Source organism: Bifidobacterium sp. FKU (assembly GCF_026016385.1).
Lineage (GTDB): Bacteria > Actinomycetota > Actinomycetes > Actinomycetales > Bifidobacteriaceae > Bifidobacterium > Bifidobacterium infantis.
In genome coordinates this window covers 933,640-958,860 of the sequence record NZ_CP092888.1, presented here as the reverse complement: position 1 = coordinate 958,860, position 25,221 = coordinate 933,640, and the positions used below count along the sequence as shown (strand labels likewise).

Below are 25,221 nucleotides of genomic sequence, written 5' to 3'. Positions count from 1 at the left end.
ATTAGGGTGTATCGTTTGACGCATGGCTACGATGAAGGAAATCGCGAACAAGGCGGTGGTTTCCGTCTCTACGGTGTCGCTGGTGCTCAACGGACGCGACGAGGGGCGCGTAAAGTCCGAAATTGCGGACAATGTGCGCGCCATCGCCACCAAGCTCGGCTACCGGTCGAATCCGCTGGCCAGTTCGCTGCGTACAGGCAAGACACACATCCTCGGTTTCATCAGCGAGGAGGTGGCCACCACCCCGTACGCCGGCGGTATGATTCTGGGCGCGCAGACCGCCGCAAGCCAGTTCGGCTATATTCTCATCACCGTGATCACCGACGGTGAGAACAGCGAGAGCGAGGAAATCGCCGCACTCAAGCGATACGGCACCGACGGTTTCCTGTACGCCAAGATGTCGAACCGCATCACCCATGTGCCTTCTTCGCTAGCCAAGACGCCACTGGTGTTGGTGGATGCCACCGACTCGCTTGGCAAAATCCCGAGCGTCGAACCGAACGAGTTCCGAATCGGCTACGACGCCACCACCAGATTGGTTAAGGCCGGATGCGCACGTATCGCCTATGTGGGTTGCTCGGAGCCGATGATTGCGCAGGACGGTCGTTTGGAAGGCTATCAGGCGGCGCTCAGGGATGCCGGCCTCGACTATGACGATCATCTGGTCGTCAATGTGCTCAACAGCGGGCCGGCACTGACCGCAGTCAGCGATTTGTTCGACGCCGAGCATCCGGACGGATTCTTCTGCTTCAACGATGCCCGCGCCTGGTATGTGTACGAATGCGCCGCACGCCGAGGACTCACGGTCGGCAAGGACATCTCCGTGGTCGGCGTGGACAACCATCGCGTGTTCGCCGAAACGCTGGAACCGATGCTCACCACTGTGGAACTGCCGCATTTCGAGATGGGCTACTGGGCCGTGGCCAAGCTGGTGTCAATTATCGAAGGACGCTCGATGGACGACGTCTCACGGCCAGCGACCACCGCTCCCCTGCCGCCGATCGACGCGCCGATTCCGGCGAAGATCCACTGCACGCTGATCGAAAAGGCCTCGGTGAAGTAACCGAGGCCCACGCGATTTCTCAAGGCCTCCGTTCAGCACGGAGGCCTTTTTGCATGTCGAACGGGTACGACACGCCGATGACATAAATCGATTGACGTAAATCGATTGACGTCGCATAGTAATTACTACACAACAACTTCTACAAAGGCACAGCCGCCCGAGCAGAAGCGTCACATAACCAATAACCAACCAAGTAGTAATCAAAGGACGATTATGGCAAGTGCAACCAAATCTGCATGGAAGAATCCTTCCTATCTGCAGAGTTCCTTCGGCATCTTCATGTTCTTCTGCTCCTGGGGCATCTGGTGGTCCTTCTTCTCCCGCTGGCTCACCGACCCGACCCACGGCCTGGGCATGACCTCCGCAGAGCAGGGCCAGATCTACTCCATTAACTCCTTGGCAACCCTGGTCATCATGTTCGCCTATGGCGCCATCCAAGATCAGCTGGGCATCAAGCGCAAGCTCGTGATCTTCGTCTCCGCCATCGCAGCGCTCGTCGGCCCGTTCGTACAGTTCGTGTATGCCCCGATGCTGACTGCCGGCGGCACCACCCGTTTCATCGGCGTGCTCATCGGCTCCATCGTGCTCTCCTCAGGCTTCATGGCCGGCTGTTCCCTGTTCGAAGCGCTCACCGAACGCTACTCCCGTAAGTTCGGCTTCGAATACGGCCAGTCCCGCGCTTGGGGCTCCTTCGGCTACGCCATCGTGGCACTGTGCGCAGGTTTCCTGTTCAACATCAACCCGCTGCTGAACTTCTGGGTCGGCTCTATCTGCGGCCTTGGCATGCTGTGCGTCTACGCTTTCTGGGTTCCGGCCAAGCAAAAGGAAGAGCTCAAGAAAGAAGCCGATCCGAACGCGGCTCCAACCAACCCATCCTTCAAAGAGATGATCTCCGTTCTGAAGATGCCGACTCTGTGGGTGCTCATCGTCTTCATGCTGTTCACCAACACCTTCTACACCGTGTTCGACCAGCAGATGTTCCCTAACTACTACGCTTCCCTCTTCCCGACCACCGAAATCGGCAACGCCACCTACGGCACCCTGAACTCCTTCCAGGTGTTCCTCGAGTCCGCCATGATGGGCGTCGTTCCGATTATCATGAAGAAGATCGGCGTTCGTAACTCCCTGCTGCTCGGCGCAACCGTGATGTTCCTGCGTATCGGCCTGTGCGGCGTGTTCCACGATCCGGTCAGTGTCTCCATCGTCAAACTGTTCCACTCCATCGAGGTTCCGCTGTTCTGCCTACCGGCATTCCGCTACTTCACCCTGCACTTCGACACCAAACTGTCGGCAACCCTGTACATGGTGGGCTTCCAGATCGCTTCCCAAATCGGCCAGGTGATCTTCTCCACCCCGATGGGCGCCCTGCATGACGCCATGGGCGACCGTCCGACCTTCTTCACCATCTCCGGCATCGTGCTGGCCGCCCTAATCTACGGCTTCTTCGTGATCAAGAAGGACGACCAGGAAGTCGGCGGTGATCCGTTCTACACCGATAAGCAGCTCAAGGCCCAAGCCACAGCTAAAGCAAACGCCTGAGCGCAACCGCCAAAATCGGCAAAAACACAACTAAATCGTGCTGCCCGAAGCGTTTCCCCTTTTTCCGTTTCGGGCAGCATTCTTAAAACTTTTATCTAAAAACTCAATAAGCAACAATTCAACAATCGCAAGATTCATCAATCATGAAGAAAGGCTATTCAACGATGACTGGCTTCACTCCGGACGCACCCGTCCTCCACGAAATCAAGAACCACAGCGAAGCTCTGGCACAGGCGGAAGCAGGCGTTGCAGCCATGGCCGCCAAACGCAACAACCGCTGGTACCCGAAGTTCCACATCGCATCCAACGGCGGTTGGATCAACGATCCGAACGGCCTGTGCTTCTATAAGGGCCGCTGGCACGTGTTCTACCAGCTGCACCCGTACGGCACCCAGTGGGGTCCGATGCACTGGGGACACGTCTCCTCCACCGACATGCTCAACTGGAAACGTGAGCCAATCATGTTCGCCCCGACCCTTGAAGAGGAGAAGGACGGCGTATTCTCCGGTTCCGCAGTAATCGGCGACGATGGCAAGCTCAAGTTCTACTACACCGGCCACCGTTGGGCCAACGGCCACGACAACACCGGCGGCGACTGGCAGGTGCAGATGCTCGCCGAGCCGGACAACGACGAGCTGACCAGCGCCACCAAGCAGGGCATGATCATCGACTGCCCGACCGACAAGGTGGATCACCACTACCGCGACCCGAAGGTCTGGAAGACCGGCGACACCTGGTACATGACCTTCGGTGTCTCCTCTGCGGACAAGCGCGGCCAGATGTGGCTGTTCTCCTCCAAGGACATGGTCCGCTGGGAATATGAGCGCGTGCTCTTCCAGCACCCGGATCCGGACGTGTTCATGCTCGAATGCCCCGACTTCTTCCCCATCAAAGACAAGGACGGCAACGAGAAGTGGGTCATTGGCTTCTCCGCCATGGGGTCCAAGCCCAGCGGCTTCATGAACCGCAACGTCAACAACGCCGGCTACATGATCGGCACGTGGGAGCCGGGCGGCGAATTCAAGCCGGAAACCGAGTTCCGCCTGTGGGATTGCGGCCACAACTACTACGCCCCACAGTCCTTCAACGTGGACGGCCGTCAGATCGTCTATGGCTGGATGAGCCCGTTCGTGCAGCCGATTCCCATGGAGGATGACGGCTGGTGTGGTCAGCTCACCCTGCCGCGCGAGATCACCCTTGACGATGACGGCGACGTGGTCACCGCGCCGGTCGCCGAAATGGAAGGCCTGCGCGAGGATGCCCTCGACCATGGTTCGATCACGCTCGATATGGATGGCGAGCAGGTCATCGCCGATGACGCCGAGGCCGTGGAAATCGAAATGACCATCGACTTGGCCGCCTCCACTGCCGAGCGTGCCGGCCTGAAGATTCACGCCACCGAAGACGGTGCCTACACCTACGTGGCTTATGACGACCAGATCGGCCGCGTGGTGGTGGATCGCCAGGCCATGGCCAACGGCGATCACGGCTACCGCGCCGCCCCACTGACCGACGCCGAACTGGCCTCCGGCAAGCTGGACCTGCGCGTGTTCGTGGATCGCGGCTCCGTGGAGGTCTACGTCAACGGTGGCCACCAGGTGCTGAGCTCCTACTCCTACGCCTCCGAAGGCCCGCGCGCCATCAAGCTCGCCGCCGAGTCCGGTAGTCTCAAGGTGGATTCCCTGAAGCTCCACCACATGAAGTCCATCGGACTGTAGTAGCTCTCTCACCTCCCTCACAGAGGGAGGTTTTTTGTGTGCCCCTGTCGTTCGCCTTCGCCTATACTGATGGACGGCATATAACACAATCCATCACACGACCGGCAGGCGCGCAGGCTCCTCACCTTACTGTTCCACGCCCCGGCCGCAAGCGCCACCAGCAAACCGGACTGGCGCGGAAAGCAAGGTGACATCCCATGTCCATCGCCAAGCGCCTCAAGCGCCGCATGCCCACCGTCATCGCCGTCATCGTATTGCTGGCAGTCTGGGAAACGTGGGTGGATCTAGGGCATGTCTCCCCCACGATGATCTCCGCGCCAAGCGAGATTTTCGCCGCCACCATCGAAACATGGAACACGCTCGGCCCGGCCGCGGCAATCACCGGCTATGAGGGCGTGGTCGGCTTCCTGTTCGCCGTGTTCTTCGGCATTATGATCGGCATTGCACTGTACTGCTCTCACACGTTCAACGCGGCGTTCTATCCGCTGCTTGCCGCCGCACAAACCATGCCGCTGATTTCCATCGCCCCGTTGTTCCTGATTTGGTTCGGTTTTGAGATTTCCGGCAAAATCGTAATCGTGGCGGTATTCGGCCTCTTCCCCATCGCCGTGCAGACAGTGCGCGGACTGGAAGCCGTGCCCCAGTTCTATTCCGACGTCGCATTGACCTGCGGCGCGACCCCGGTCTGGACGCTCTGGCACGTGAAGCTGCGCGTTGCCGCACGTCAGATCTATGGCGGTATCCGAGTATCTGCCGCATACATCTTCGCCACGGCATCCACCGCTGAATACCTTGGCGCACGCAAGGGCCTCGGCATCTGGTTGCAGGCTGCCTACAATTCATTCCGCACGCCGCTGATCTTCTCCGCCACCATCGTCATTATCCTGATGACATGCGTACTGATGCTGGCGGTGAACGCCAGCGAACGCATCCTGCTCGGCCCGGCCGGCGATGACGAAGATCCCGACGCGGACCAGTAGTTCTTTTCTTACCGTCAAAGGCACGAGCCGGCAGCCAGGACCGACTGAACGCGGCGGCTTCTCATGAGCTCTCCAACCCTGTCTCTATAATGGAACAGCTTTACCAGCGTGTGGCAAACCGGCTTTCCCGAGCTTTCATAGGGAATGTCGGGGGCGCTGGTCGAACGGAAATCAAGGCCCTCCATATCGTTTTCTGCCGACTTCCGTTCGAAGCAATCCCAGAGAACGATAGAGAGACAACGAATTAGGGAACCATCATTATGAAGAAAAGCCTTGTATCCAAGGCCGCTGCCCTCGTGGGAGCCCTTGCTATGACTTTCGGTTTCGCCGCATGTGGCCAGACCAACACCGCCGACTCCTCCAACTCCAACACCTCCGACCTCAAGAAGGTCACTTTCATGCTCTCCTGGGCACCCGATACCAACCACATCGGCGTGTACGTGGCCAAGAACAAGGGCTACTTCAAGGACGCCGGCCTTGACGTGGATATCGTGGCCGTGGCCCAGGCTGGTGCCGAACAAGCCGTGAACAACGGTGTGGCCGACTTCGCCCTGTCCAACCTGACCAACGTGGGCATCTACACGCTGAAGGGCGCTCACATCAAGCAGGTGCTGCAGGTGCAGCAGAAGCCGAGCGCCATTTGGTGCGCACTGGCGTCCAACGCCGCCATCAAGTCCCCTAAGGATTTGGATGGCAAGACCTTCGCCACCTTCGGCTCCAACGAGTCCGATGCCGTGGTGCGCCGCATGATCCAAACCGATGGCGGCAAGGGCGAGTTCGACAAGGTGACCGTCGGCACCTCCACCTTCCAGACCATGGAATCCGGCAAGGCCGATTTCGGCGGCTTCTACGCCACGTGGGAAGGCGTGCAGGCCGACATGTACGGCCCGAAGCTCAACTGCTTCACCGAGCCCGACTACGGCGTGCCCGGCAACGCCGACGCCATCGGCATCATCACCAACGACAAGACCATCAAGAACAATCCCGACCTGGTCAAGAAGTTCACTCAGGCCACTCAGAAGGGTTACGAGTACGCGTACGCCAACCCGGATGACGCCGCGCAGATTCTCGTGGACGAAGCCCCTGACGCCAACCTCAAGCCCGAATTCGTCAAGAAGAGCATGCAGGTTATCGTCGACGGCCAGTACTGGGGCGATCCGGCCAAGATCAAGGACGGCTCTTTCGTGCTCGGCACCAACGACTTCAAGGGCACTCAGGAATACTTCGACTTCCTGGCTGAAGAAGACGCCTACACTGACAGTCATGACAAGGTGATTCATGAGGCCCCGCAGGCCAAGGACCTTGGCACCGACGAATTCCTCGGCAAGTAATTTCCGATATTCCGAGTTTGAATCTACGCAAAAATGCGTCCTTCCCATGAGGAAAGGACGCATTTTTGCGTATCGGCCGATAAGGTTATTCATAGCGAATCATGCTAACAAGGAGGCGATTCCATGGCCCAACGTCCTGACCGCATTATTACCAGCATGGATACCGGTGTTGATGATGCGTTGGCGTTGGCGTATTTGTTGGGGTCGGCGGATGAGTGCGAGCTGAGCGGTGTGATCGCCAGTTATGGCAATGTGGATGCGAACACGGCTTATGCCAATACTTGCGCGGTGCTTGATTTGTTTGGCCGGGCGGATATTCCGGTGTTTTTGGGCTCCGAGCATCCTTCTTGGGCTGATGCGTTCGTTCCCGATGCAGGGTGTGCCCAGTTTCATGGGAAGGATGGACTGGGGAATACTTGGCTGGCAGGGGCCGGGGCTCTGGCTGATGGAGCTGGTGTGCCTGGTGATGATATGTCTGGGGATGACATGTCTGAGGATGTGCCCGATGGGGTTGTTTCTGTTGGCGGGTATTTGGTAGGGGACGCTCATGCTCATCCGGCGTCGGGGTCTTGTTCTCGTGTGGGTCGCTCTCGGCCTGTGGACCGTCCCCAGTCGGCTACATCGACAGCTCTCGTCAGCGGGGGCACAAGGAAGTGCTCCGTTGATGCTGCGGATGGGATTGAGTATCTGATTGAGCAGGTTCGTGAGTTTGGCCGAGACGTTACCGTGCTGTCTACCGGGCCGTTGACGGATGTGGATGCGGCTATTACTCGGGCACCGGATATTGCGTCGAAACTCAGGCTGGTGATGATGGGCGGTACGCTTACCCAACCCGGCAATTGTTGGGATGCGGTGGCCGAGACGAATATCATCCAAGACCCTGAGGCCGCGAATCGTGTATTTCATTCCGGCGCAGACATCACAATGGTGGGACTTGATGTGACTCACCAGTGTTTGCTACCGCGATCGGCGGCCGACCGGTGGCGTGCGACAGGGACCAAGCGCGGGCGGTTCTTGGCTGATCTCGCGGACTTTTCCATCAAGGCAAATTTGGAAGCCGACCCCGCACTGTTCTCTGGCGGCATGCCGTTGCATGATCCGTTGGCGGCGGCGGTTGCACTTGATTCTTCACTGGTCGATTGTTTTGATCTTGCGTTGCGCGCGGAGACCAATACCGGTGATTTCAATGGAGTACGAGGCCGGACCACCGGAGACCCGGTTGGGCTGGTGAATCATTCCATGCCGCATGTGCATGTGGCACTTGGTGTGGATTCGGGACGTTTTTTGGATGAGTTTGCAGAGAGGATGGCTGAGGTGTGCCGGTAACTCCCCTCAGTCCGCTACACGGACAGCTCGACCGCAATTACGGACAAGCTGCCGCTCGCATTCTTCTGGCTCGACTCTCGTCTCGCCTTCGCCTACAAACAGACCAGGCTGTTTGCTTTACGGCTCAGCCCGTCAGAGGGGGCCTAACAAGGACTATTTCACACCCCCAGCAATCAAGGACCGGCTTCGCCGGACTCATCATTACCTGGTCATGTCCTATCGGCCTCGGCCAGGCGGCGTGAACGAACAGTCCACCGGACTGTTCTTTATTTCACGCCGCCGAATCGGCGATCGCGGTGGATGTAGTGGTCGATGGAGCGCCATAGCACGTCACGGCCGCAGTCCGGGAAGAGTTCGGGCACGAAATCCAACTCGGCATACGCGGCCTCCCACGGCAGGAAGTTGGAGGTGCGCTGTTCGCCGGAAGTACGAATCACCAGGTCGCAATCGGGAATGTCCGGATTGTACAGATGGTCGGCAATCATCTTTTCAGTCACGCGGTCGCCGGAAATCTTGCCATCGCGCACTTCGCGAGCGATGGCGGCGCAGGCGTCGGCGATTTCAGCACGGCCACCATAGTTGATGCAGAACACCACATCGATGACCTTGTTGTTCTTGGTACGCTCCTCGGCGGCCTCAAGCTCGTCGATCACCGACTTCCACAGCTTGGGGCGACGGCCGGACCAGCGCACGCGCACACCCCACTCGTCCATCTGTTCCACGCGGCGGTGGATGATCTCACGCGAGAAGCCCATGAGGAAGCGCACTTCCTGGGGCGAACGCTTCCAGTTCTCGGTGGAGAACGTGTACAGGCTCAGATAGCGCACACCGGCCTCGATGGCGCCGGCGATCGTGTCGAATACCACCGGTTCGGCGGCCTGATGCCCATTGGTGCGGATCATGCCACGCTGCTTGGCCCAACGGCCGTTGCCGTCCATGATCACGCCGATATGGCGAGGCACTTTGTTCTTGGGGAAGTCGGGAATACGGGCGGGGTCGCTGAATGGGGCCGCGGGGATGTTCAGCGAGGTGTAATCAACGTTCTCAAAAGCCATACCTACGAATCTATCAAGCGCAGCGAACGAATCGGCCGTTCAAGGTAATACTCCCCCCAATCTTCAACCAACTCCCGTACGACCCGCTCCACCGGTGCGGCGTCAAGCACCGTCCAATCACCATGGACCAGCGCATCGAACTGACCCAATGCGGACGGCGCGATGCGACGCGCGTCCGTGGTGTGGTCGGCCTCGCACATCACGCCGCCGGATGCGATCGACAGATACGCCGGCGCCGCCGCACCGCATACCACGCATGTGCCCAGACGCGGCGTCCAACCGGCCAGTGCCAGGGCGCGCATCACATAGGAGCAGCCTATGGCCTGCGGGGCGTGGGCGCGTTTGGCGAGCGCGTTCAACGCGCCGATCAGGAGCCGATACTGGTCCGTCATGCGCTCACGTTCCGTGCCGACGAGCTTGTCGATGGTTTCGACGATGACGTTCGCGGCCTCATACGCCGCATAGTCCCCGACGATCGCGGCACCGTACGCGGCGATCGACTCGGCCTGGGAAACCGTATCCAACGATCGGCCTTCGGCGATCAGCAGATCGACGCGCATGAACGGCTCAAGCCGGGCGCCGAAGCGCGATTTGGTGCGGCGCACGCCCTTGGCTACCGCCCGGATCTTGCCATGGTCGCGCGTCAGGACGGTGATGATGCGATCGGCCTCCGCCAGCTTGGACGTGCGTAACACCACGCCTTCATCTCGGTACAGTGACATTTCGTTCCCCTTGCGGCGGGGCCCGGTGAACGGCGGGCACCCGGCGTCGTCGATCAGTAGACGAACAGTCCCCAGAAGGCGAACACCAGGAGTATGCACAGCATGGTGAACGCCACCAGCCAGAACAGGATCCGGCCCAGGCGGGTGGAGGCAAGCACCGGATCGGTACCGGTGACGATGTCCCGCACGGATTCACGCCGAGGAGGCAGCTGAATCAAGCCGCGGATGGAGGCGACTTCGATCAGGTGCATGAACACACGGGACCACGCCCACAACACCAGCACCGACACCACTTGGATGACCGGCCAGCTCCAGTACATGACGCCCGGCGTCTCCGTGGGTGCGCCGCCCCACGCGAGTCTGACCACGCCCATGATCACCTGGCCGAGGCCCGCACCGAAGATGAGCAGCGTGGCGAGCGTGGTGAGGGTCAACGTCAGCAGCGCATTGCCGAAACCGTGGACGAAGCCCAGCACCTCGGGACGTCTCGGCACCGTCATGCCCGCACGCTTGGCCTCACGCCTGTCCCGCCGCCACCGGATGTCCGCCGAGGCCTTGCGGCCCAACGCCACCAGCGACAGTACGATGGACGCCAACAGCAGCAGCATCACTGCGGCATGCAGGATCACCCCGTAGATGGTGCCGGCGCGGCGGGGTTTCAGGGCGCCCGGCAGGCCGACCGATTGATACAGGTCGGTGCCGCCCGCCTTCTCGCTGGTCTGCGTGAGTCCGGCCGAAGTGCCGACGGCCCAGTCGATCAGATCGTCGACATAGGCGTCGGCGAACGGGGTGCCGGCCTGGGATTCGTCTCCCAGGCGCAACACATGGTTGGCGACCGGATAGCTGCGTATGGTGACGTTCCAATTGCCGGCCTTGTGGGCGTTGTCGAGAATCGCCCGCACACCGTCGACCTGTGCGGTCATCACGTCCTTCGAACCGTACGCCACGTAGGTGGGCACGGCGTAGGCGGCCGGCCTGAGCGTGTCGAGATCGAGATTGGTCAGTCCGAACAGGGCGGTGTCCGCGCTGAACACGCGCTGGACGATGGACTGGTAGCCTTTGTTCGCGCCGACGAGGGTGAAATCCTGTGTGATGAAGAATCCCAGCGATTGACGTGGACTGAACACCATCGGGCTCAGGAGGATCTGGAAGGCGATATTCGGGTCGTCCTGCAGGAGATACGAGGAAATCCACGTCGATTCGGAGGTGGCGTAGATGCCCACCTTGGCGGCGTCGACGTCGTTCTGGGCCCGCAGATAGTCGATGACCTGATCGTAGGCTTTGGCGGATGCCGGGTAGTCGCGCGTGACGTCGGTGGTGTTCCACACGGGCTTGTCAATCACGGCGGTCACGAATCCGGCCGAGGCCATGTCGGAGGCCACGTCGCCGAAGGAGTTGTCGCAGGTGCCGAAGCCGGCGCCGTGCATGAACACCACGCCCGGTCGCGCGCCCGGCGCGTTCCTCGGCGCCCGAATCAGCACCCTGATGGCCTGGATGCCATCCTTGTTGGCTTTGCCTTGCGCGCCCGGCTCATCGGTCAGCTCGCCATCGTCGGTCATGTTCAGCGTGACGTATCGCTCATCGACCTCATATGCGCCCCGCACCGGCAACGTCCGTCCGGATGGGTTGTCGAAGGTGACCTTGGTGTCGTCGGTGAGCGTGGCCATCGACTGACCGGTGGGCTCGATGTTCCAAGGGACCGTGGTCAGATTGGAGATGCAGACCATCACGCCGAGCAGGATGATGAAGATGGGCAGGCTGACCATCAGCCGATGGACGCTGGTCCACGGCTTGGATCGAACAGTACGGCGATGCTCTTCTTCTTGCGACACGTGCGCTATTGTAATCTGACCGCGATATTTATGCCGAGGGCCTATTCGGCCGAATCAGTGACCGGGATGCTGGATTGGAACCACTACCGGGCCGGTGGAATTGACTGGCACTTGGCCGTCGGCCTCCATCTGGGCGGCGATATCGTTCGCTATGGTGAGCAGCGTGTCGACGATCTGGTCTTCGGGCACGGTCTTGATGACCTTGCCTTTGATGAAGATCTGCCCTTTGCCGTTGCCGGAGGCCACGCCGAGGTCGGCTTCGCGTGCCTCGCCCGGACCGTTGACGATGCAGCCCATAACAGCCACTCGGATCGGCGCGGTCACGTCCTTCAGGCCTTCGGTGACGGCGGAGGCGAGCTGGATCACGTCCACTTGGGCGCGGCCGCAGCTCGGGCAGGAGATGATGTCGAACTTGCGGGGGCGCAATCCCATGTATTCCAAGAGTTTGCAACCCACCTTGACCTCTTCGACCGGCGGCGCAGAGAGGGACACGCGAATCGTGTCGCCAATGCCCTCGGCCAAGAGCGCGCCGAACGCCAGGCAGGATTTGATGGTGCCCTGCCAGGCGGGGCCGGCTTCAGTGACGCCGAGGTGCAGCGGCCAGTCGCCCTTGGATGCGAGCAATCGGTACGTTTCGACCATGGTGATGACGTCATGGTGTTTGACGGAGATCTTGAAATCGTGGAAGCCGACGTCCTCGAACATGTGCGCTTCCTTCAAGGCGGAGGCCACCAGCGCTTCCGGAGTCGGGCCACCGTATTTGGCGTACAGGTCCTTGTCCAGCGAGCCGGCGTTCACGCCGATACGCAGCGAGATGCCCGCGTCGGTGGCGGCCTTGCAGATGTCCGGGCCGACTTCGTCGAACTTACGGATGTTGCCGGGGTTCACGCGCACGGCCGCGCAGCCGGCGTCGATGGCCTGGAACACGTATTTGGACTGGAAGTGGATATCGGCGATGACCGGAATCGGCGATTTGCGGCAGATTTCCGGCAGCGCGTCGGCATCGTCCTGACTCGGCACGGCCACGCGCACGATGTCGCAGCCGGCGGCGGTCAGTTCGGCGATCTGCTGCAGCGTGGCGGGCACGTCGGCCGTGAGCGTGTTGGTCATCGACTGCACGGAGATGGGCGCTCCCCCGCCCACCGGCACCGGACCCACCATGATGCGGCGGGACTTGCGGCGCGGGTGCAAGGGCGATTCGCTGGTCAGGTCGACCGGATCACCGGTTTTGCGGAACGGCTTTTCGATGTGATTTTCCGTATTCAAGGTATTCATCATTGCTTGTTTATCAGGTCGTCGGCGCGTCGGCGGGCTTCAAGCTCAAGTTGGTTCATTTCCTCCACGTCCGTGAACAGCGGGTTACCACGAAGCTCGGCGTCCATCTGGTCCAGCACGGCTTTGACCGTGTCCACGATGCCGAGGTATGGCAGACGATGCTCGAGGAAGGCATGCACGGCCTGTTCATTGGCCGCATTCAGCACCGCCGTATGCTTCTCGGAGGCGGCCAGGCAGTGGCGGGCCAGTTGCACGGCGGGGAACGCCTCATCGTCCAACGGTTCAAAGGTCCAAGTTGCGGCTTTCGTCCAGTCGCACGCGGCGGCCACATTGGTCATGCGGTCCGGCGCGGACAGGCCCAGCGCGATGGGCAGACGCATGTCCGGCGGCGAAGCCTGGCAAATCGTGGCGCCGTCCACGAATTCGACCATGGAATGGACGATGGACTGCGGGTGCACGGTCACGTCGATGCGTTCAGGCGGCACGTTGAACAAGCGGGACGCCTCGATGACTTCGAGCCCCTTGTTCATCAGTGTGGAGGAGTTGATGGTGACAACCGGCCCCATGTTCCACGTCGGATGATGCAGCGCCTGCTCGGGAGTGATGTTCTCCATGTCGGCACGTTTCCAACCGCGGAACGGTCCGCCGGAGGCGGTGACCACAAGCTTGGCGACTTCGGCGTGGGTTCCGGAGCGCAGGGATTGCCAGATGGCGGAATGTTCGGAATCGACCGGGTTGATCTGGTTCTCGCGTACTTGGGCGCTGAACAGCAGATGACCGCCCGCGACTACGGACTCCTTGTTGGCCAATGCCAGCTGGGAACCGGCCTTGAGCGCCGCGATCGACGGTTCGAGGCCGATGGAGCCGGTGATGCCGTTCAATACGACATTCGCACCGGATCCGGCCATGGCGATGACCGAATCCGGACCGCCGGTCACGCGGACACCTTGTGCGCCGGCCTGTGCGAGAGCTGCTTGCAGTGCTGGAATCTTGGTCTCATCAAACACCGCGACTTCGGACACATGGAACTGTGCGGCCTGTTGCGCCAGCAGCTCGATATGTGCTCCGCCCGCCGCCAGACCGGTGACGGTAAATCGTTCAGGGTGACGCGCGATGACGTCAAGTCCTTGGGTGCCGATGGATCCAGTGGATCCGAGAATGATGACGGTGGAGTTGGAGGCTATGCTCACTGTTCCTTCTTCGTATCGTCATTGTTCAGTGTGGGGAACGACAGGTCGGGGATATCCGAATCGAAGTTACCGACAAGCGGGAACAGCAGCGGGAACGAATCGTTGGAATCGTGCTTATCCTGTGACGGCTGAGCCGCTTCCGTGTCGTGGGAGGCGGCAACGTATTCAGATGATTCCGCAGCCGGACGGGAGGTCGTGCTGTCTGCAGGCTGACTATCGGATACGCGAACCGGAATGGAGTTCGTGTTACGATCCGGCTTGCTGGTGGGAGCAAAGGAGACCGGCATGGCAGCGGACGCAGCCTCGTCGGCAGTGCTATTCACAGGCTGCGCTGCCGGGGCGGAGGGTGCCGGGGATGAAACCGAACCCGGTACCTCATTCAATTTCAGCGCATTCGGTGTATCAAGGCTGGGCATCTTGGGAGCGAAGGACGGTACATCCACCGCCGGAAGTTCCTGAGAAACCGCAGCCATGTGGGCGAGAGCGGCCAGAGAGGAATCGTTCTGCACCATATCCACGGGCTGTTCCGCGAACACCGACGGGGTCGATGACGGAGCTGCGGATTCGTGTGACGACTGTGCCGGAGCAAACGAGGGGGCGTTGCCAGCGGTCGCACCGGAAACCGGCGCGGACGGGGCACTGACGGGAGGCTCAGCCGCAACAGCTGCGGTAGGAGCCACGGAAGGCGTCTCGGAGACGGGCTTCGCCGCAGACTCGTTGGACGCATGCACCGGGTATGCTGCGGGAGCAAAGGAAACCGGCTGTTCCGCATTGGTGCTATTGGTGCTTGTGGAAGCATCGAACGATGCAGGAGCCGGCGCATAGGCGATCGGTGCCGCCGCGGCCGGCGCTGCGGGAGCAACCGGAGCCGGAGCAGTGAACAAGCTCTGCTCGGCCTGATGCAGGGCATCGAATGATTCGTCATGAGCAACGGCAGACGGCGCAAAACGTTCGTCAGTTGCCGGGCGCTGCGTTCCGGAAGCGAACAATGGCGAGACGCCGTTCGCTTGAACGGTCACGTTCGTGGCGGTCTGGGCAGGAGCCGCGGGCTCGCCGGACACGAAATCGGCCACACGGGCATAGGATTCCAAGCGACTCAGCAACTGCACGCAGGCATTCAGGAAGTAATCGACCTGTCGCTCGTCATAGCCTCTCTTGCCCTTGCGCTGGGTGAAGATCACATTGTTGACCGTATCCGCATCGAGATCGGCCAAAGACCGTACATCGTCTTCGGTCACGCCGTCAACGCCCAATGCGGCCGCCGCCTTGTCCACAATCTGGTCGACCAGACGATCCACCTGCTTCTTATCATACGAAGGCTGCTTGGGCGCTCCGGACTTGAAACGTTCGCGCTCGTTACGCTCCGCGTGGTTCTGGACTTCGTGATACAGCTTCTCGGTCTTCGCCTTCCACGTCACACGCCCATGCTGTGCTATCTCCCATGTGGTCTGCTTATCGACCACGGCACGTTCCAGACGTCCAAGCGCGGCGTCAACCTGTGCGATCACATAGCCGTTCTTGCGCAGATCAAAGGACACGTTCTGAATGTCATGCTGGGTGAGATTCATGCCCTCGCTGTCATACAAAGCATGGGCGCGCTCCAGGAAAGCGTCCACCTGAGCGGGATCATACCCCCACTTGCGCTTGCCCGCACGTGCGATGCCCGACTTGCCGTCCCCTTCACGAAGTTCCTGCGCCATCGGCTATTCGACCTCCTGCTGGATATAAACACTCTGCCACAACTTTACGTGACTATTGAGACGCATCTGACCAAGAAGACCGAAATTCACGATTCTGTAGCAGTACTGCCGGTTTCCTTCTGCACGCATCTCACTGAGATTTCAGAACCTTTGCCGAAGACTGTCAGGGAATATCGTCACAGCCCATATCCGTGGAATGAGGGGATTGCATGAAGTGATGAAAAATGAAAGTGGGCAATGAGGGACTCGAACCCCCGACATCCACCGTGTAAAGGTGGCGCTCTAACCAACTGAGCTAATTGCCCGCAAATGACAACAATAGCGTATGGCCGGCACTGCGCGACACGTGGTGTCGTATACGCGTGCCGTAGCGCTCAATCGCAATGACATTCAGTCACGCCCAACAGCACTACGCAGCACGCGACGCCGGTCAACACGCTTAAAGTCAAGCGTATTGATTGAGGCTTATCAGCGGCCCTTGCCGAATGCGCGCAGGCGGATGCCGTTCCAGTCCGAGCTGACGGTCAGCGGGGTGGCGGCGTTCATACCGGCGGTCTGTGCGGCGGACTGCACGGTGGAGGAGCTGGCGGCACCCGGGCGGCCGGGCTTGGGAGTCAGTATCCACAGCGGGCCGTCATTGCCCAGTACCGCGTAGGCGTCAACGATCGTATCGGACAATTCGTCCTCATCATCGCCGTCGCGCCACCATACGATGACGCCGTCCACAGCGGAGTCGTAGTCCTCGTCCACGAGATCCTCGCCCGTGAGCTCTTCAATCTGGGCACGAATGGAATCGTCCACATCGTCGTCCCAGAGCCACTCCTGGACGATATCGCCGGGCTCGAAACCAAATTCTTCAGCGTTCTGTGATGCCGTTTGATTCACAGGGGACACATTAGCAAGTCTTCGCGAACAAATGCGTTAACGCGGCCGAAAATCGCCGCATTGTGGGCAGACCCATGCGAGTCGTCTCACCAGAAACAACGACTGGCCGCGCGTGTCATGCCTCGCAATGAGGCAAATCGTCGGCCTGCCCCTTGCCGATGGCCACCAACGCCTGATACGCCTCGTCCAGCGTGGCGACCTTGACGTCGCGCAGACCATCCGGCACGCGGCCGGCCACATCCGAACAATTCGACGCGGGGGCCAGGAACCATGTGGCGCCATCGCGCTTGGCACCAAGCATCTTCAGCGCTATGCCGCCGATTCTGCCGACTTTGCCGTCCTTGTCTATGGTGCCGGTGCCGGCGATGGTCTTGCCGCCGCTCTCGTTGGCGGGGGTGAGTTTGTCGATGAGACCGAGCGTGTACATCATGCCTGCTGACGGTCCGCCGATGCTGTCCACGTGCATCGTCACCTTGGCGTGTTGCAATGCACTGGCGTCAATGCCCAGTTCGTCCGCATGGGCTTTGGCATGCGCCAGACCGACGGCACTGGCCGAATCCTGGGAACCGGCCATGTCCTGTTCGACTTTCTTCTGATACTGGTCCGCACTCTGGCCCACCGGTACCGTGGCCTCACGCGGCATGACCGCCACCTGCGGATTGGCCCAGCCCCAGACGGCCTGCGCGTTGACGATCGGGTACCCGGGCACGCCGGACGCGTTCACCGTGGTCAGCAGCAGCTTGCCGGAATCCTTATACGTCGTCACGCCGGTACCGGTGATGTCGATAACCGCACCATCCTCGACCTTGCCCAGCACGTCCTGGGTGGGTCCGGGCATCTCGATGACGTACGGGCTGGGCAGCAGCAGAATCACCACACCAAGCAACACGGCGAATGCACCGACGAAATGGCGTTTCGGACGAGCGGCCGCATAGGCCCGAGCACGGCTGATTCCACGAGATAGGCGCGAATCATGCTTCACTTCGAACGATGGCATGCGCCCATCCCCCGCTTCCGAATCCGCAGTCGGGCTCTTCTGCTCCTGGACGAAGTCTGGTTCCTGATTCCTGTGGCGTGCAAACATACCCTACAGTGTAAGCGGAGGGCCGAAATCAGCCGAAAACGAACATAAACCGAAAATATTGCTCGGCCACGAGCGAACAGGCCCGGGCAGACCCTACACTTGGGGTAACACACCGCGGCAAAGAAGGATACGCATGGACGACAACGCGATTCACGAGTGGCTGATCAAATGCTTCGGCCCCATTCAGGGTGAGATGGCCTGGCAGCAGATCAGCCAGTTGCCTGAGGAGATCCGTGAACAGCTGATGAGTCAGGACCCCAGCCGGCTGCCCAATCCATCCGAAGTCCAGCAGATGATGGCCGCGTTCAGCGCCGGCGGACTCAACACGATGGGCGATATGCAGCGCACTGTCGAGGAAGGGCCGATCAACGTCAAGCTCGCCAAGTCGATTGCCTTGCAGCAGGCCAACGCCTCCGGTTCCGCGTCCAGCGTGTCCGCCGTGGATGGCGAGGCGGCTCGCCGCGCGATGAGTGAGGCGAACCTGTGGCTGGATACCGCCTGCGAGTTCAATCCCGCGCCCGGCGATCCGGATGTGCTGACCCGCGACGGCTGGGTGGAAGGCACCATCGACCAGTGGGCGAAGTTCGCAGCTCCTGTGGCCGAGTCGATGAACGACGCTTTGGCTTCGGTGATTTCGGAGCGTCTTGGCGGCGCGTTCGGCGATGGCGAGATTGCCGGCATGTTCGCCGGACCGGTGCCGATTCCGATTCCCGACGGCATGAAAGATCCAGCCCAGCTGATGAAGCTGCTGGGCAACACGTCCTTTGCCATGCAGTTGGGGCATGCGGCCGGCAATCTGAGCCATGAAGTGCATGGCAGTTTCGATCAGGGCATCGCATTGCTGAAGAATCCGGCTGGTGGACTGATTGCCCAGAACGCCACCGAATACGCGAAGATGCTGAACGGTGAGACCCCTGCGCCCGAGGCCGATACGGCCGGCACTTCAACCGACTCGGTCAATCCGTTCTCCACATCCACCGACGCTTCCGCCAATCCCATTGGCTTCACTTCGGCCGGCAACAGCGATACTCCGGCAACTGACGGTGCCGCCCAAGTCTCCGGCTCCGATGCCTCCGCCGACGCCGCCGCGTTCGAGGCTGCGCTCTCCGGATTCGAGACCACCGAGAAAATCCCCGAATCTGAAGTGCTTTCCTTCCTGGCCCTGCAGGAAATGGCTCACGCCCGCCTGTATGCCTCGGTACCGTGGCTGATGCCGCGTTTCGAGGCGCTCATCGGCAAGTACGCACGCGGCATCTCCATCGACCTGGATGCGATGGAGGAACAGCTGCGTGACGCCACGTCGATGGATCCGGAGTCGATCTCCGGCGCGGTGAACCTCACCAAGGTCGGCATCCCCGACACCCCCGAACAGCGCGAGGCGCTCTCTTCGCTGGAATCGTTGCTGGCGATGGTCGAGGGCTGGGTGGATTGCGTGGTGTGGCGCGCCGGCATGGCCCACCTGCCGCATATCGAACAGTTGCGGGAGATGCTGCGCCGCGAGCGCGCGATGGGCGGCCCGGCCGAACGCACGTTCGAGAGTCTGCTCGGCCTGCAGCTTCGCCCCAAGCGCATGCGCGAGGCCGCCGGATTGTGGGAGATGATCACCGCCGCCGAAGGCCCTGAAAGCCGTGACGCCAAGTGGTCGCATCCCGATCTGCTGCCTTCGCTGCCTAGCGACAAGCCCGCAGTTGGCGCGTCTCCGTCGTCCGACGCCCCTTCAGGCTCCTCTTCCGATGCCAACGGTTCCGCTTCCCACCCTGCCGCAGATGGCAAGACCGGCGATATCGATTGGGATGCCGAACTGTCCAAGCTGCTCGGCGAAGATGGCGAAGACAGTGAAAACGGCAACTCGGAGGATACGCAGGCATAGTCAACCGGCCTTCAGCCAATTCCCGCTCCTGAATGTTCAGGAGCATTCAGTATGCATGAACGACGCCCGTCACAAAAATCGTGATGGGCGTCTGTGTTGCGCTCCATAACCATCCTTGGTCCGCGCATACGACAGATGCAGCGAATCCTCAGCTCGGGTGATGCCCACATACATAAGCCGGCGTTCCTCTTCCAGCGCATCCCCCGTTTCCGGCGAACCGTACGGCAAGAGCCCTTCCGAACAGCCGATCAGGAACACGTGCTTGAATTCCAGACCCTTGGATGCGTGGATCGTGGAAATCGTAACGCCGGGATCGTCGTTTGCGGCAAGTCCGGTGGCGTCCAAACCCATCGCCTCCAATAGTGCGCGTTTGGACGCGGCATCGTCGGCGAGCGCGGATGATTGCCATCCCGAATCCTTGCGGACGCGGTATTTCAGTCTTGCAGCGCGCAAGGCGGCACCGAATACCGGCTGTTGGGCGTTGATGCGGGTGAGGATCGCGCAATCGGACGGCTTGGCTCCGTTGGCGACCAACCGGGCGATGCGTGCCGCCACGCCCTGCGCCTCTTTCATATCGCTCTCATAAGCGGTTCGGGTAACGCGCGGGCCGGATTCGCGGGCGGAAACCAGTTTCAGGTAATCCTCACGGTTCGGCGCGGCCGCAAGCACCCGGTTGGCGAGGTTCACGACTTCCGGCGTCGAACGATAGTCGGTGTTGAGATTGACATCGGCGGCGAGCGGCCCGAATTCATCGGCGAAACGCAGCAGATCCCAGCTGGAGGCACCGGCAAACGAGTAGATGGTCTGGGCCGGATCGCCCACGACGCATACGTTGCGGTTCATCGCGCTCTTGCCGTCAGGTCCTCCCCCGCCCAGCCACAGGGTCAGCAGCCTGTGTTGCAGGGGCGAGACGTCCTGATACTCGTCGACGGTGAGCCAGCCGATGGTGGAACGAATTTGGGCGGCGGCTTCGGGAAAATCATCCATGATATGGCATACGAGCAGCAGAATATCGTCAAAATCGATTTCGCCACGCGAGGTCTTTTCCTGCTCGTAGGCGCTGTAGACGTCGGCGAACCGAGCGGTGTCGAGTCCGGCGGGCGGTTGCCTATGGGCGATGGCACAGGTCCGTGCATAATCTTCCACCGCCACCAACGAGATTTTGGCCCAATTGATTTCGGCGAGCACATCGCGAACGGTCAGCGGATCGGCATCGGTACGTGCGGTGGCGCGGATGATCGCGCGGGAGACGACGTCACGCTGATCTTCGATCACATGCGGGAATGGAGCCTCGCATATGTCTGACCAGACGCTGTTGAGCTGATGCAATGCCGCTGAGTGGAAGGTCGCGGCCGTGACTCCGACAGTTCCCGCACCCGAACCGGAACGTCCAGTACCTCCCCCTACGCCGAGTTGGACCAACCGTGCGCGCATTTCCGCCGCCGCTTTTACCGAAAAGGTGACGGCAAGCACCCGCTCCGGCTTCCATGCCCCGGTGGCGCAGGCATAGGCGATCCGCCGCGTGACCGTGCGGGTTTTACCGGCACCTGCGCCGGCGATGATGCGCACCGGCCCTTGCAACGTAGTCGCGGCGGTACGCTGCCGCTCATCGAGCCCCTCAAGAATCCCCTGCGCCTGTTCCATGCGTCCATTGTGGCACGATTCGCGCTCACGGCACGACTCACGCCTATGGCTGAACCGGGCTCACGACAAAACATCGCCAGAATCATGCGTTTTGCGTGTCATTCTGCGGTGCGAATCGCCACGGATGTATTAGTGTGGAAGGGTGATGAAACGTAGCGATTATATGTTGGCGGCACTCGCCTCAGCCGTCCTGCCGAATCTGGGGGTGGCCGGCGTACGCGAGAACGTGCAGGCCAGCGCAACCGACGAGGCCAAAGGCATCGACCAGACCGTGATCCAAGATGCTTCGGGCAAGTTGTACGACGTATACGCCACTGACACCAGGGAAGGGCGTACACGTCTGATCCGCCGTGTGAAAGCGGCGCAGACACTGGCAGCCGCGCGCGAGCTTGGTGGCCTCGGCTTCGATATGGACCGTGTGGTCGCATTCGTCCCGGGAGACGTTTCCCAACCCGGCCAGACGGCCACCGCACAGGCCGTGGGGCAGCAGGCCCAGGCGGAGTCCACACCGCTGACCCCGCGCAAGCCCGGTCCCACAGGCGAGACGACCGTGATGATCGCCGTCCACCGTGATGGTCAGGCACGTCCTCTCGACCTGTTGACATTGGATGACTGCGCGGCCGTCGGCACCTCCATCGGAGCCATTCATCGTCTGCCTTCGACTTTTCTGGCCAATGCCAAATATCCGGTAGTCACCACCGGTCAGATTCGTTCGCAGCTGACCGCCTGGATTCGCCGCTTACGCTCCGCCGGCCATGTTCCCCAAGAAATCACCGACAGCTGGGCGCGCATCATGGACACCGAGGGACTATGGTCGTTCTCCACCTGCACGGTTCACGGCGGATTCTCCGACGGCGACTTCCTGTTCTCCGGTTCCACCATCACCACGGTGACCAACTGGCAGGATATGCAGGTCAACGATCCGGCACGAGACCTTGCCTGGATTTTCGGCAAGCTCGACGAATCCCATCGCAACGCCGTGCTCTCCGCATACGGCCGCATGATGGGCTCTCGACTTGACGATCTCATCATGCTCAGGGCCAACCTGTGGCTGCAGATGGAACAGGTGGGCGAATTCATTCAGGCGTTGAACCGTGCGGACAACAATCGCATCATGCAGTTCAAGGCACAGGTCGAACGACTCGCACACCAGTTGGGCGTGATCAAGCACACTCCGGCATCGGCCCCAGCCGCAGGGTCGGCCGCCGCCGCGTCGACGAAGCCCGGTTCGCCTTCCACAATCACCGTCGGCACATTGTTGCAGGACGACCGCCATCAGGCACCCGCACAACCGCAGCAGTCCGACACCGGTACCGCGGCGGCCGAGGTCTCGGACGACACGCCCGACCCCGATCGCACCGGTTCCGCTGACATCGTGGCCGCTGGTGACGTGGATCTTACCCCGGAAGTCGAACCCGATGCTGACCGGACCGCCAATCACCCGCAAGCGAGTGTCTCCGGCACCGCAACCGGTACAGGATCGACCAAACCGCAGCCCTCACATGGCGCTTCCCATTCTTCGGTGACGATCACGCTGAAGGAGCTCCTCAGTATGAACGGGCATAGCGGCACGACGTCAACCGACGCTTCCCCTGCGTCTCAATCCGCCGCCCCGACCGACGATGCGGTGAATGACGATACTCCGGACAGTCTCGTTCAGCATGGAGCCTCGAGTGCCCAAACCACGGTGATTCCGCTGCTGGAGCGGGAAGAACGCGCTCTGCGCGATGCCCGTGCCGGGTTGGACGGGTATGACAGCGAGGGCAATCCGCTGGCCGAATCATCCGCATCATCCAAATAATGTCGTGTGCGGTGTTCCGCGCCACGCCGAGCGCGTAACACCGCACATGACGACGCAGACACGCGGCACAATAGAGTACAGAACCTCGGCCGGCGACGGCCACTTACCATGATGTTCGTCACAAAGACGGCAGGACAAGGAGCCTTATATGGATATCGAACTGGGCATTCAGAACGTGGCACGACCGGTGAACTTCAGCACCGACGAATCAGCCGACAATGTGAGCCAGGCCATCGCGCAGGCCGTGGCCGACAACGCGACGATCGATCTGACCGATGACAAGGGCCGTCGCATCATCGTGCCCGCCAAGGCACTCGGTTACGCGATCATCGGCTCCGAAACCAAGCACGCCGTCGGCTTCGGCACGCTGTGACCATGAATCGCGCATAAGCGTCCTTGAGCATTTTCTCGAGGACGCTTTTCTATTGCCGAATCACCGATATAGCGGAAGCACGCCGCGATGAACGATCTCTTCGACAGTGGCCTCATCGGTGAGGTTCTCCCCCAGTTTGTTCGGTTTGCCTTTGCCATGCCAGTCAGATCCACCGGTGACCAGCAGCTGGTGCCGGCGGCAGATGGTGAGCAGCCGTTCTCGTTGCTCCGGTGGATTGCCACGGTGCCATACCTCCAGCCCATCCAATCCCTCGCTGATCAATGCCTCGATCTGGTCATCGGACAACAGTCTGCGGTTACGGCTCACATCACCGGCATGGGCGATCAGAATCACACCGCCCGCTCCCTTGACGGCGGCCACCACTTCATGAGAGGTCGGCGAAGGCGTGGGAATATAGTATTTGGATGAGGCGCTGACCGCATCCGCAAACGCTTCCGAACGAGTCCGATATACGCCGGCACTCACCAAAGCATCAGCGATGTGAGGCCGGCCAATGGTGGTTTTGCCACCCTCTTTGACTTGGGCGAGCACGGATTGCCAGGTAATCGGATAATCACGAGACAACAATTCGACCATGCGCTGCGTGCGTTGCAACCGTGCGGCTCGAGTATCGGCGAACAAGTCCGTGATGTGCTGATTCGTGGGATCATACTGGTAGCCGAGCATGTGTACGGAGACGTTCTCATCCGTGGCGGTGATTTCGGTGCCGCGGAGCAACGGCAAACCGACCCTATGGGCTGCGGCTTCGGCCTCCGGCCAGCCGGCGGTGGTGTCATGATCGGAAATGGCCACGCCCTTGAGTCCCAATGCCTTGGATTGTTCGGCCAATGTGACCGGCGTTTCCGTGCCATCCGAGAAGACGGTATGGCAATGGATGTCCCACCCGACGGCGGGCGGCTCCAAAGGCATCACATATCCAGTCATACCTTCCATCGTAACCTCATCTCAGCATTCCCACGCAAGGCGCAGACAGGTCGTCACCTTCTGCCAACGGCCAAGACCAGACATTCGGCACTCAGCTGACAACCGCAGAGGCTAATCTGGAGCGCAGCGCTATCGAAAGGGGCATGATGACTCGTAACACCGCAACCGACACATCATCCAGCACCACGAACACCACGCCGCTTGGCTTGGCGGAGACGCGACCGTTGATTGGATGGCGCCACAGTGCCACTTGGACATATCTCATCATGCTGATCGCCTCGGCAGTGGCATTGGGGGCCTCGCTCATTCTGTCCGCCGAGACTTTGCAGTTGGCTAGGCATCCGGAGTCCGCGCTCGGCTGCGATCTGAACTCGGTGGTGTCCTGTTCGGCGGTGGCCCAGTCCTGGCAGGCGGAAATCGTGAAGTTCGGCGGGCTGAGCTATCCGAACGCGTTCTTCGGCATCGCCGCCGAATCGGTGTTCATTACCATCGCGGTGATCGGTTTGGCTCGTGTGAAGGTGCCGCGTTGGTTCGCGACCTGCACGTGGCTGGGCGGACTGGCCGCTTTGGCCTACTCGTACTGGCTGAGCACACAGTCGCTGTTCGTGATTCACGCGCTGTGCCCGTGGTGCCTGACCCTGATGTTCTCCACCACCATCCAGTTCATGGCGTTGAGCCATGCGACCGTGGCCGTGCAGGGATTGCCGTCACGTAAGGCTGTGGCGGCTGATGATAGCGACAGCGAGGCCGATGTCGCGGCGGTGCCGGCCGGACTCAATAAGTATTATCGCCTCAACATCGACCTCATGGTCGACATACTGTGGATCGTGGCGATCGTGGTACTCATCATCGTCACCGAAGGCGCGGCCCTGTTCGCTGCCTGATTCC

At 60.8% G+C, this 25,221-nt stretch carries 20 protein-coding genes and 1 tRNA gene; 10 read left to right on the top strand and 11 right to left on the bottom strand.

Translation table 11 applies throughout. The annotated features are described in order from the left end of the window. Window positions 1-22 precede the first annotated feature (22 nt). From MMB48_RS04260 to MMB48_RS04235, 6 genes are all read left to right on the top strand, one after another. A complete protein-coding gene (locus tag MMB48_RS04260; protein ID WP_172664362.1) occupies window positions 23-1,063 on the top strand; it encodes a LacI family DNA-binding transcriptional regulator in 1,041 nt (346 codons plus the stop codon). A 213-nt stretch (window positions 1,064-1,276) separates the two neighbouring features. After that, a complete protein-coding gene (locus tag MMB48_RS04255) occupies window positions 1,277-2,602 on the top strand; it encodes an MFS transporter (RefSeq protein WP_032745316.1) in 1,326 nt (441 codons plus the stop codon). Window positions 2,603-2,766: 164 nt separating this feature from the next. After that, window positions 2,767-4,320 carry a glycoside hydrolase family 32 protein gene (locus tag MMB48_RS04250; protein ID WP_032745318.1) on the top strand — a complete coding sequence of 518 codons (1,554 nt, stop codon included), beginning with the start codon at window positions 2,767-2,769 and terminating at the stop codon, window positions 4,318-4,320. Window positions 4,321-4,517: 197 nt separating this feature from the next. Continuing rightward, window positions 4,518-5,300: an ABC transporter permease gene (locus MMB48_RS04245; protein ID WP_007056912.1), complete on the top strand. Its 783-nt coding sequence runs from the start codon at window positions 4,518-4,520 to the stop codon at window positions 5,298-5,300. A gap of 260 nt (window positions 5,301-5,560) precedes the next feature. After that, window positions 5,561-6,631: an ABC transporter substrate-binding protein gene (locus tag MMB48_RS04240; protein WP_032745319.1), complete on the top strand. Its 1,071-nt coding sequence runs from the start codon at window positions 5,561-5,563 to the stop codon at window positions 6,629-6,631. 123 nt (window positions 6,632-6,754) lie between these two features. Further along, complete coding sequence (locus MMB48_RS04235) at window positions 6,755-7,957, top strand: nucleoside hydrolase (protein WP_032745321.1); 1,203 nt, start codon at window positions 6,755-6,757, stop codon at window positions 7,955-7,957. Between the two features lie 266 nt (window positions 7,958-8,223). Here the strand turns inward: MMB48_RS04235 and MMB48_RS04230 are convergent, their stop codons facing one another. The 9 genes from MMB48_RS04230 to MMB48_RS04190 all read right to left on the bottom strand — a co-directional run bounded on the left by MMB48_RS04230 (window position 8,224) and on the right by MMB48_RS04190 (window position 17,613). Further along, window positions 8,224-9,012: an isoprenyl transferase gene (locus MMB48_RS04230; RefSeq protein ID WP_012577167.1), complete on the bottom strand. Its 789-nt coding sequence runs from the start codon at window positions 9,010-9,012 to the stop codon at window positions 8,224-8,226. 2 nt (window positions 9,013-9,014) lie between these two features. Beyond that, the gene (gene recO / locus MMB48_RS04225; RefSeq protein ID WP_012577166.1) at window positions 9,015-9,734 is read right to left on the bottom strand and encodes a DNA repair protein RecO; all 720 of its coding nucleotides are present in this window, start codon (window positions 9,732-9,734) and stop codon (window positions 9,015-9,017) included. Between the two features lie 53 nt (window positions 9,735-9,787). After that, window positions 9,788-11,500, bottom strand: coding sequence for an alpha/beta hydrolase family protein (locus tag MMB48_RS04220; RefSeq protein WP_168928624.1), 1,713 nt, complete (start codon window positions 11,498-11,500; stop codon window positions 9,788-9,790). A gap of 120 nt (window positions 11,501-11,620) precedes the next feature. Beyond that, window positions 11,621-12,844: a flavodoxin-dependent (E)-4-hydroxy-3-methylbut-2-enyl-diphosphate synthase gene (gene ispG / locus MMB48_RS04215; RefSeq protein WP_032745325.1), complete on the bottom strand. Its 1,224-nt coding sequence runs from the start codon at window positions 12,842-12,844 to the stop codon at window positions 11,621-11,623. After that, entirely contained in the window at window positions 12,841-14,031 is a 1,191-nt protein-coding gene (dxr, locus tag MMB48_RS04210) for a 1-deoxy-D-xylulose-5-phosphate reductoisomerase (RefSeq protein ID WP_032745326.1), read from the bottom strand. Before dxr ends, ispG begins: the two co-directional genes overlap by 4 nt. Next, complete coding sequence (locus MMB48_RS04205; protein ID WP_032745328.1) at window positions 14,028-15,731, bottom strand: DivIVA domain-containing protein; 1,704 nt, start codon at window positions 15,729-15,731, stop codon at window positions 14,028-14,030. Before MMB48_RS04205 ends, dxr begins: the two co-directional genes overlap by 4 nt. 231 nt (window positions 15,732-15,962) lie before the next feature. Further along, window positions 15,963-16,036 (bottom strand) — tRNA-Val (locus MMB48_RS04200). A 163-nt stretch (window positions 16,037-16,199) separates the two neighbouring features. Next, window positions 16,200-16,616 (bottom strand): DUF3052 domain-containing protein, encoded by a 417-nt coding sequence (locus tag MMB48_RS04195; protein WP_007053292.1) that lies wholly within the window; start codon window positions 16,614-16,616, stop codon window positions 16,200-16,202. A gap of 115 nt (window positions 16,617-16,731) precedes the next feature. Further along, on the bottom strand, window positions 16,732-17,613 hold the full coding sequence (locus MMB48_RS04190) for a S16 family serine protease (protein WP_032745329.1): 882 nt from the start codon (window positions 17,611-17,613) through the stop codon (window positions 16,732-16,734). Window positions 17,614-17,833: 220 nt separating this feature from the next. Between MMB48_RS04190 and MMB48_RS04185 the strand changes: the two genes are divergently transcribed. Further along, window positions 17,834-19,570, top strand: a complete 1,737-nt coding sequence (locus tag MMB48_RS04185; protein ID WP_032745331.1) for a zinc-dependent metalloprotease — start codon at window positions 17,834-17,836, stop codon at window positions 19,568-19,570. Between the two features lie 69 nt (window positions 19,571-19,639). Here the strand turns inward: MMB48_RS04185 and MMB48_RS04180 are convergent, their stop codons facing one another. Then, window positions 19,640-21,214 carry an ATP-dependent helicase gene (locus MMB48_RS04180; protein ID WP_032745333.1) on the bottom strand — a complete coding sequence of 525 codons (1,575 nt, stop codon included), beginning with the start codon at window positions 21,212-21,214 and terminating at the stop codon, window positions 19,640-19,642. A 145-nt stretch (window positions 21,215-21,359) separates the two neighbouring features. Here MMB48_RS04180 and MMB48_RS04175 point away from each other — a divergent pair, with 145 nt between their 5' ends. Continuing rightward, a complete protein-coding gene (locus MMB48_RS04175; RefSeq protein ID WP_032745334.1) occupies window positions 21,360-23,015 on the top strand; it encodes a phosphotransferase in 1,656 nt (551 codons plus the stop codon). A 148-nt stretch (window positions 23,016-23,163) separates the two neighbouring features. Continuing rightward, window positions 23,164-23,388, top strand: a complete 225-nt coding sequence (locus MMB48_RS04170) for a DUF3107 domain-containing protein (protein WP_007054042.1) — start codon at window positions 23,164-23,166, stop codon at window positions 23,386-23,388. Between the two features lie 60 nt (window positions 23,389-23,448). Here MMB48_RS04170 and MMB48_RS04165 read toward each other — a convergent pair whose 3' ends face one another. Next, window positions 23,449-24,342 (bottom strand): PHP domain-containing protein, encoded by an 894-nt coding sequence (locus MMB48_RS04165; RefSeq protein WP_080714926.1) that lies wholly within the window; start codon window positions 24,340-24,342, stop codon window positions 23,449-23,451. Between the two features lie 137 nt (window positions 24,343-24,479). Here MMB48_RS04165 and MMB48_RS04160 point away from each other — a divergent pair, with 137 nt between their 5' ends. Beyond that, complete coding sequence (locus tag MMB48_RS04160; RefSeq protein ID WP_012577155.1) at window positions 24,480-25,217, top strand: vitamin K epoxide reductase family protein; 738 nt, start codon at window positions 24,480-24,482, stop codon at window positions 25,215-25,217. The last annotated feature ends 4 nt before the right edge of the window (window positions 25,218-25,221 follow it).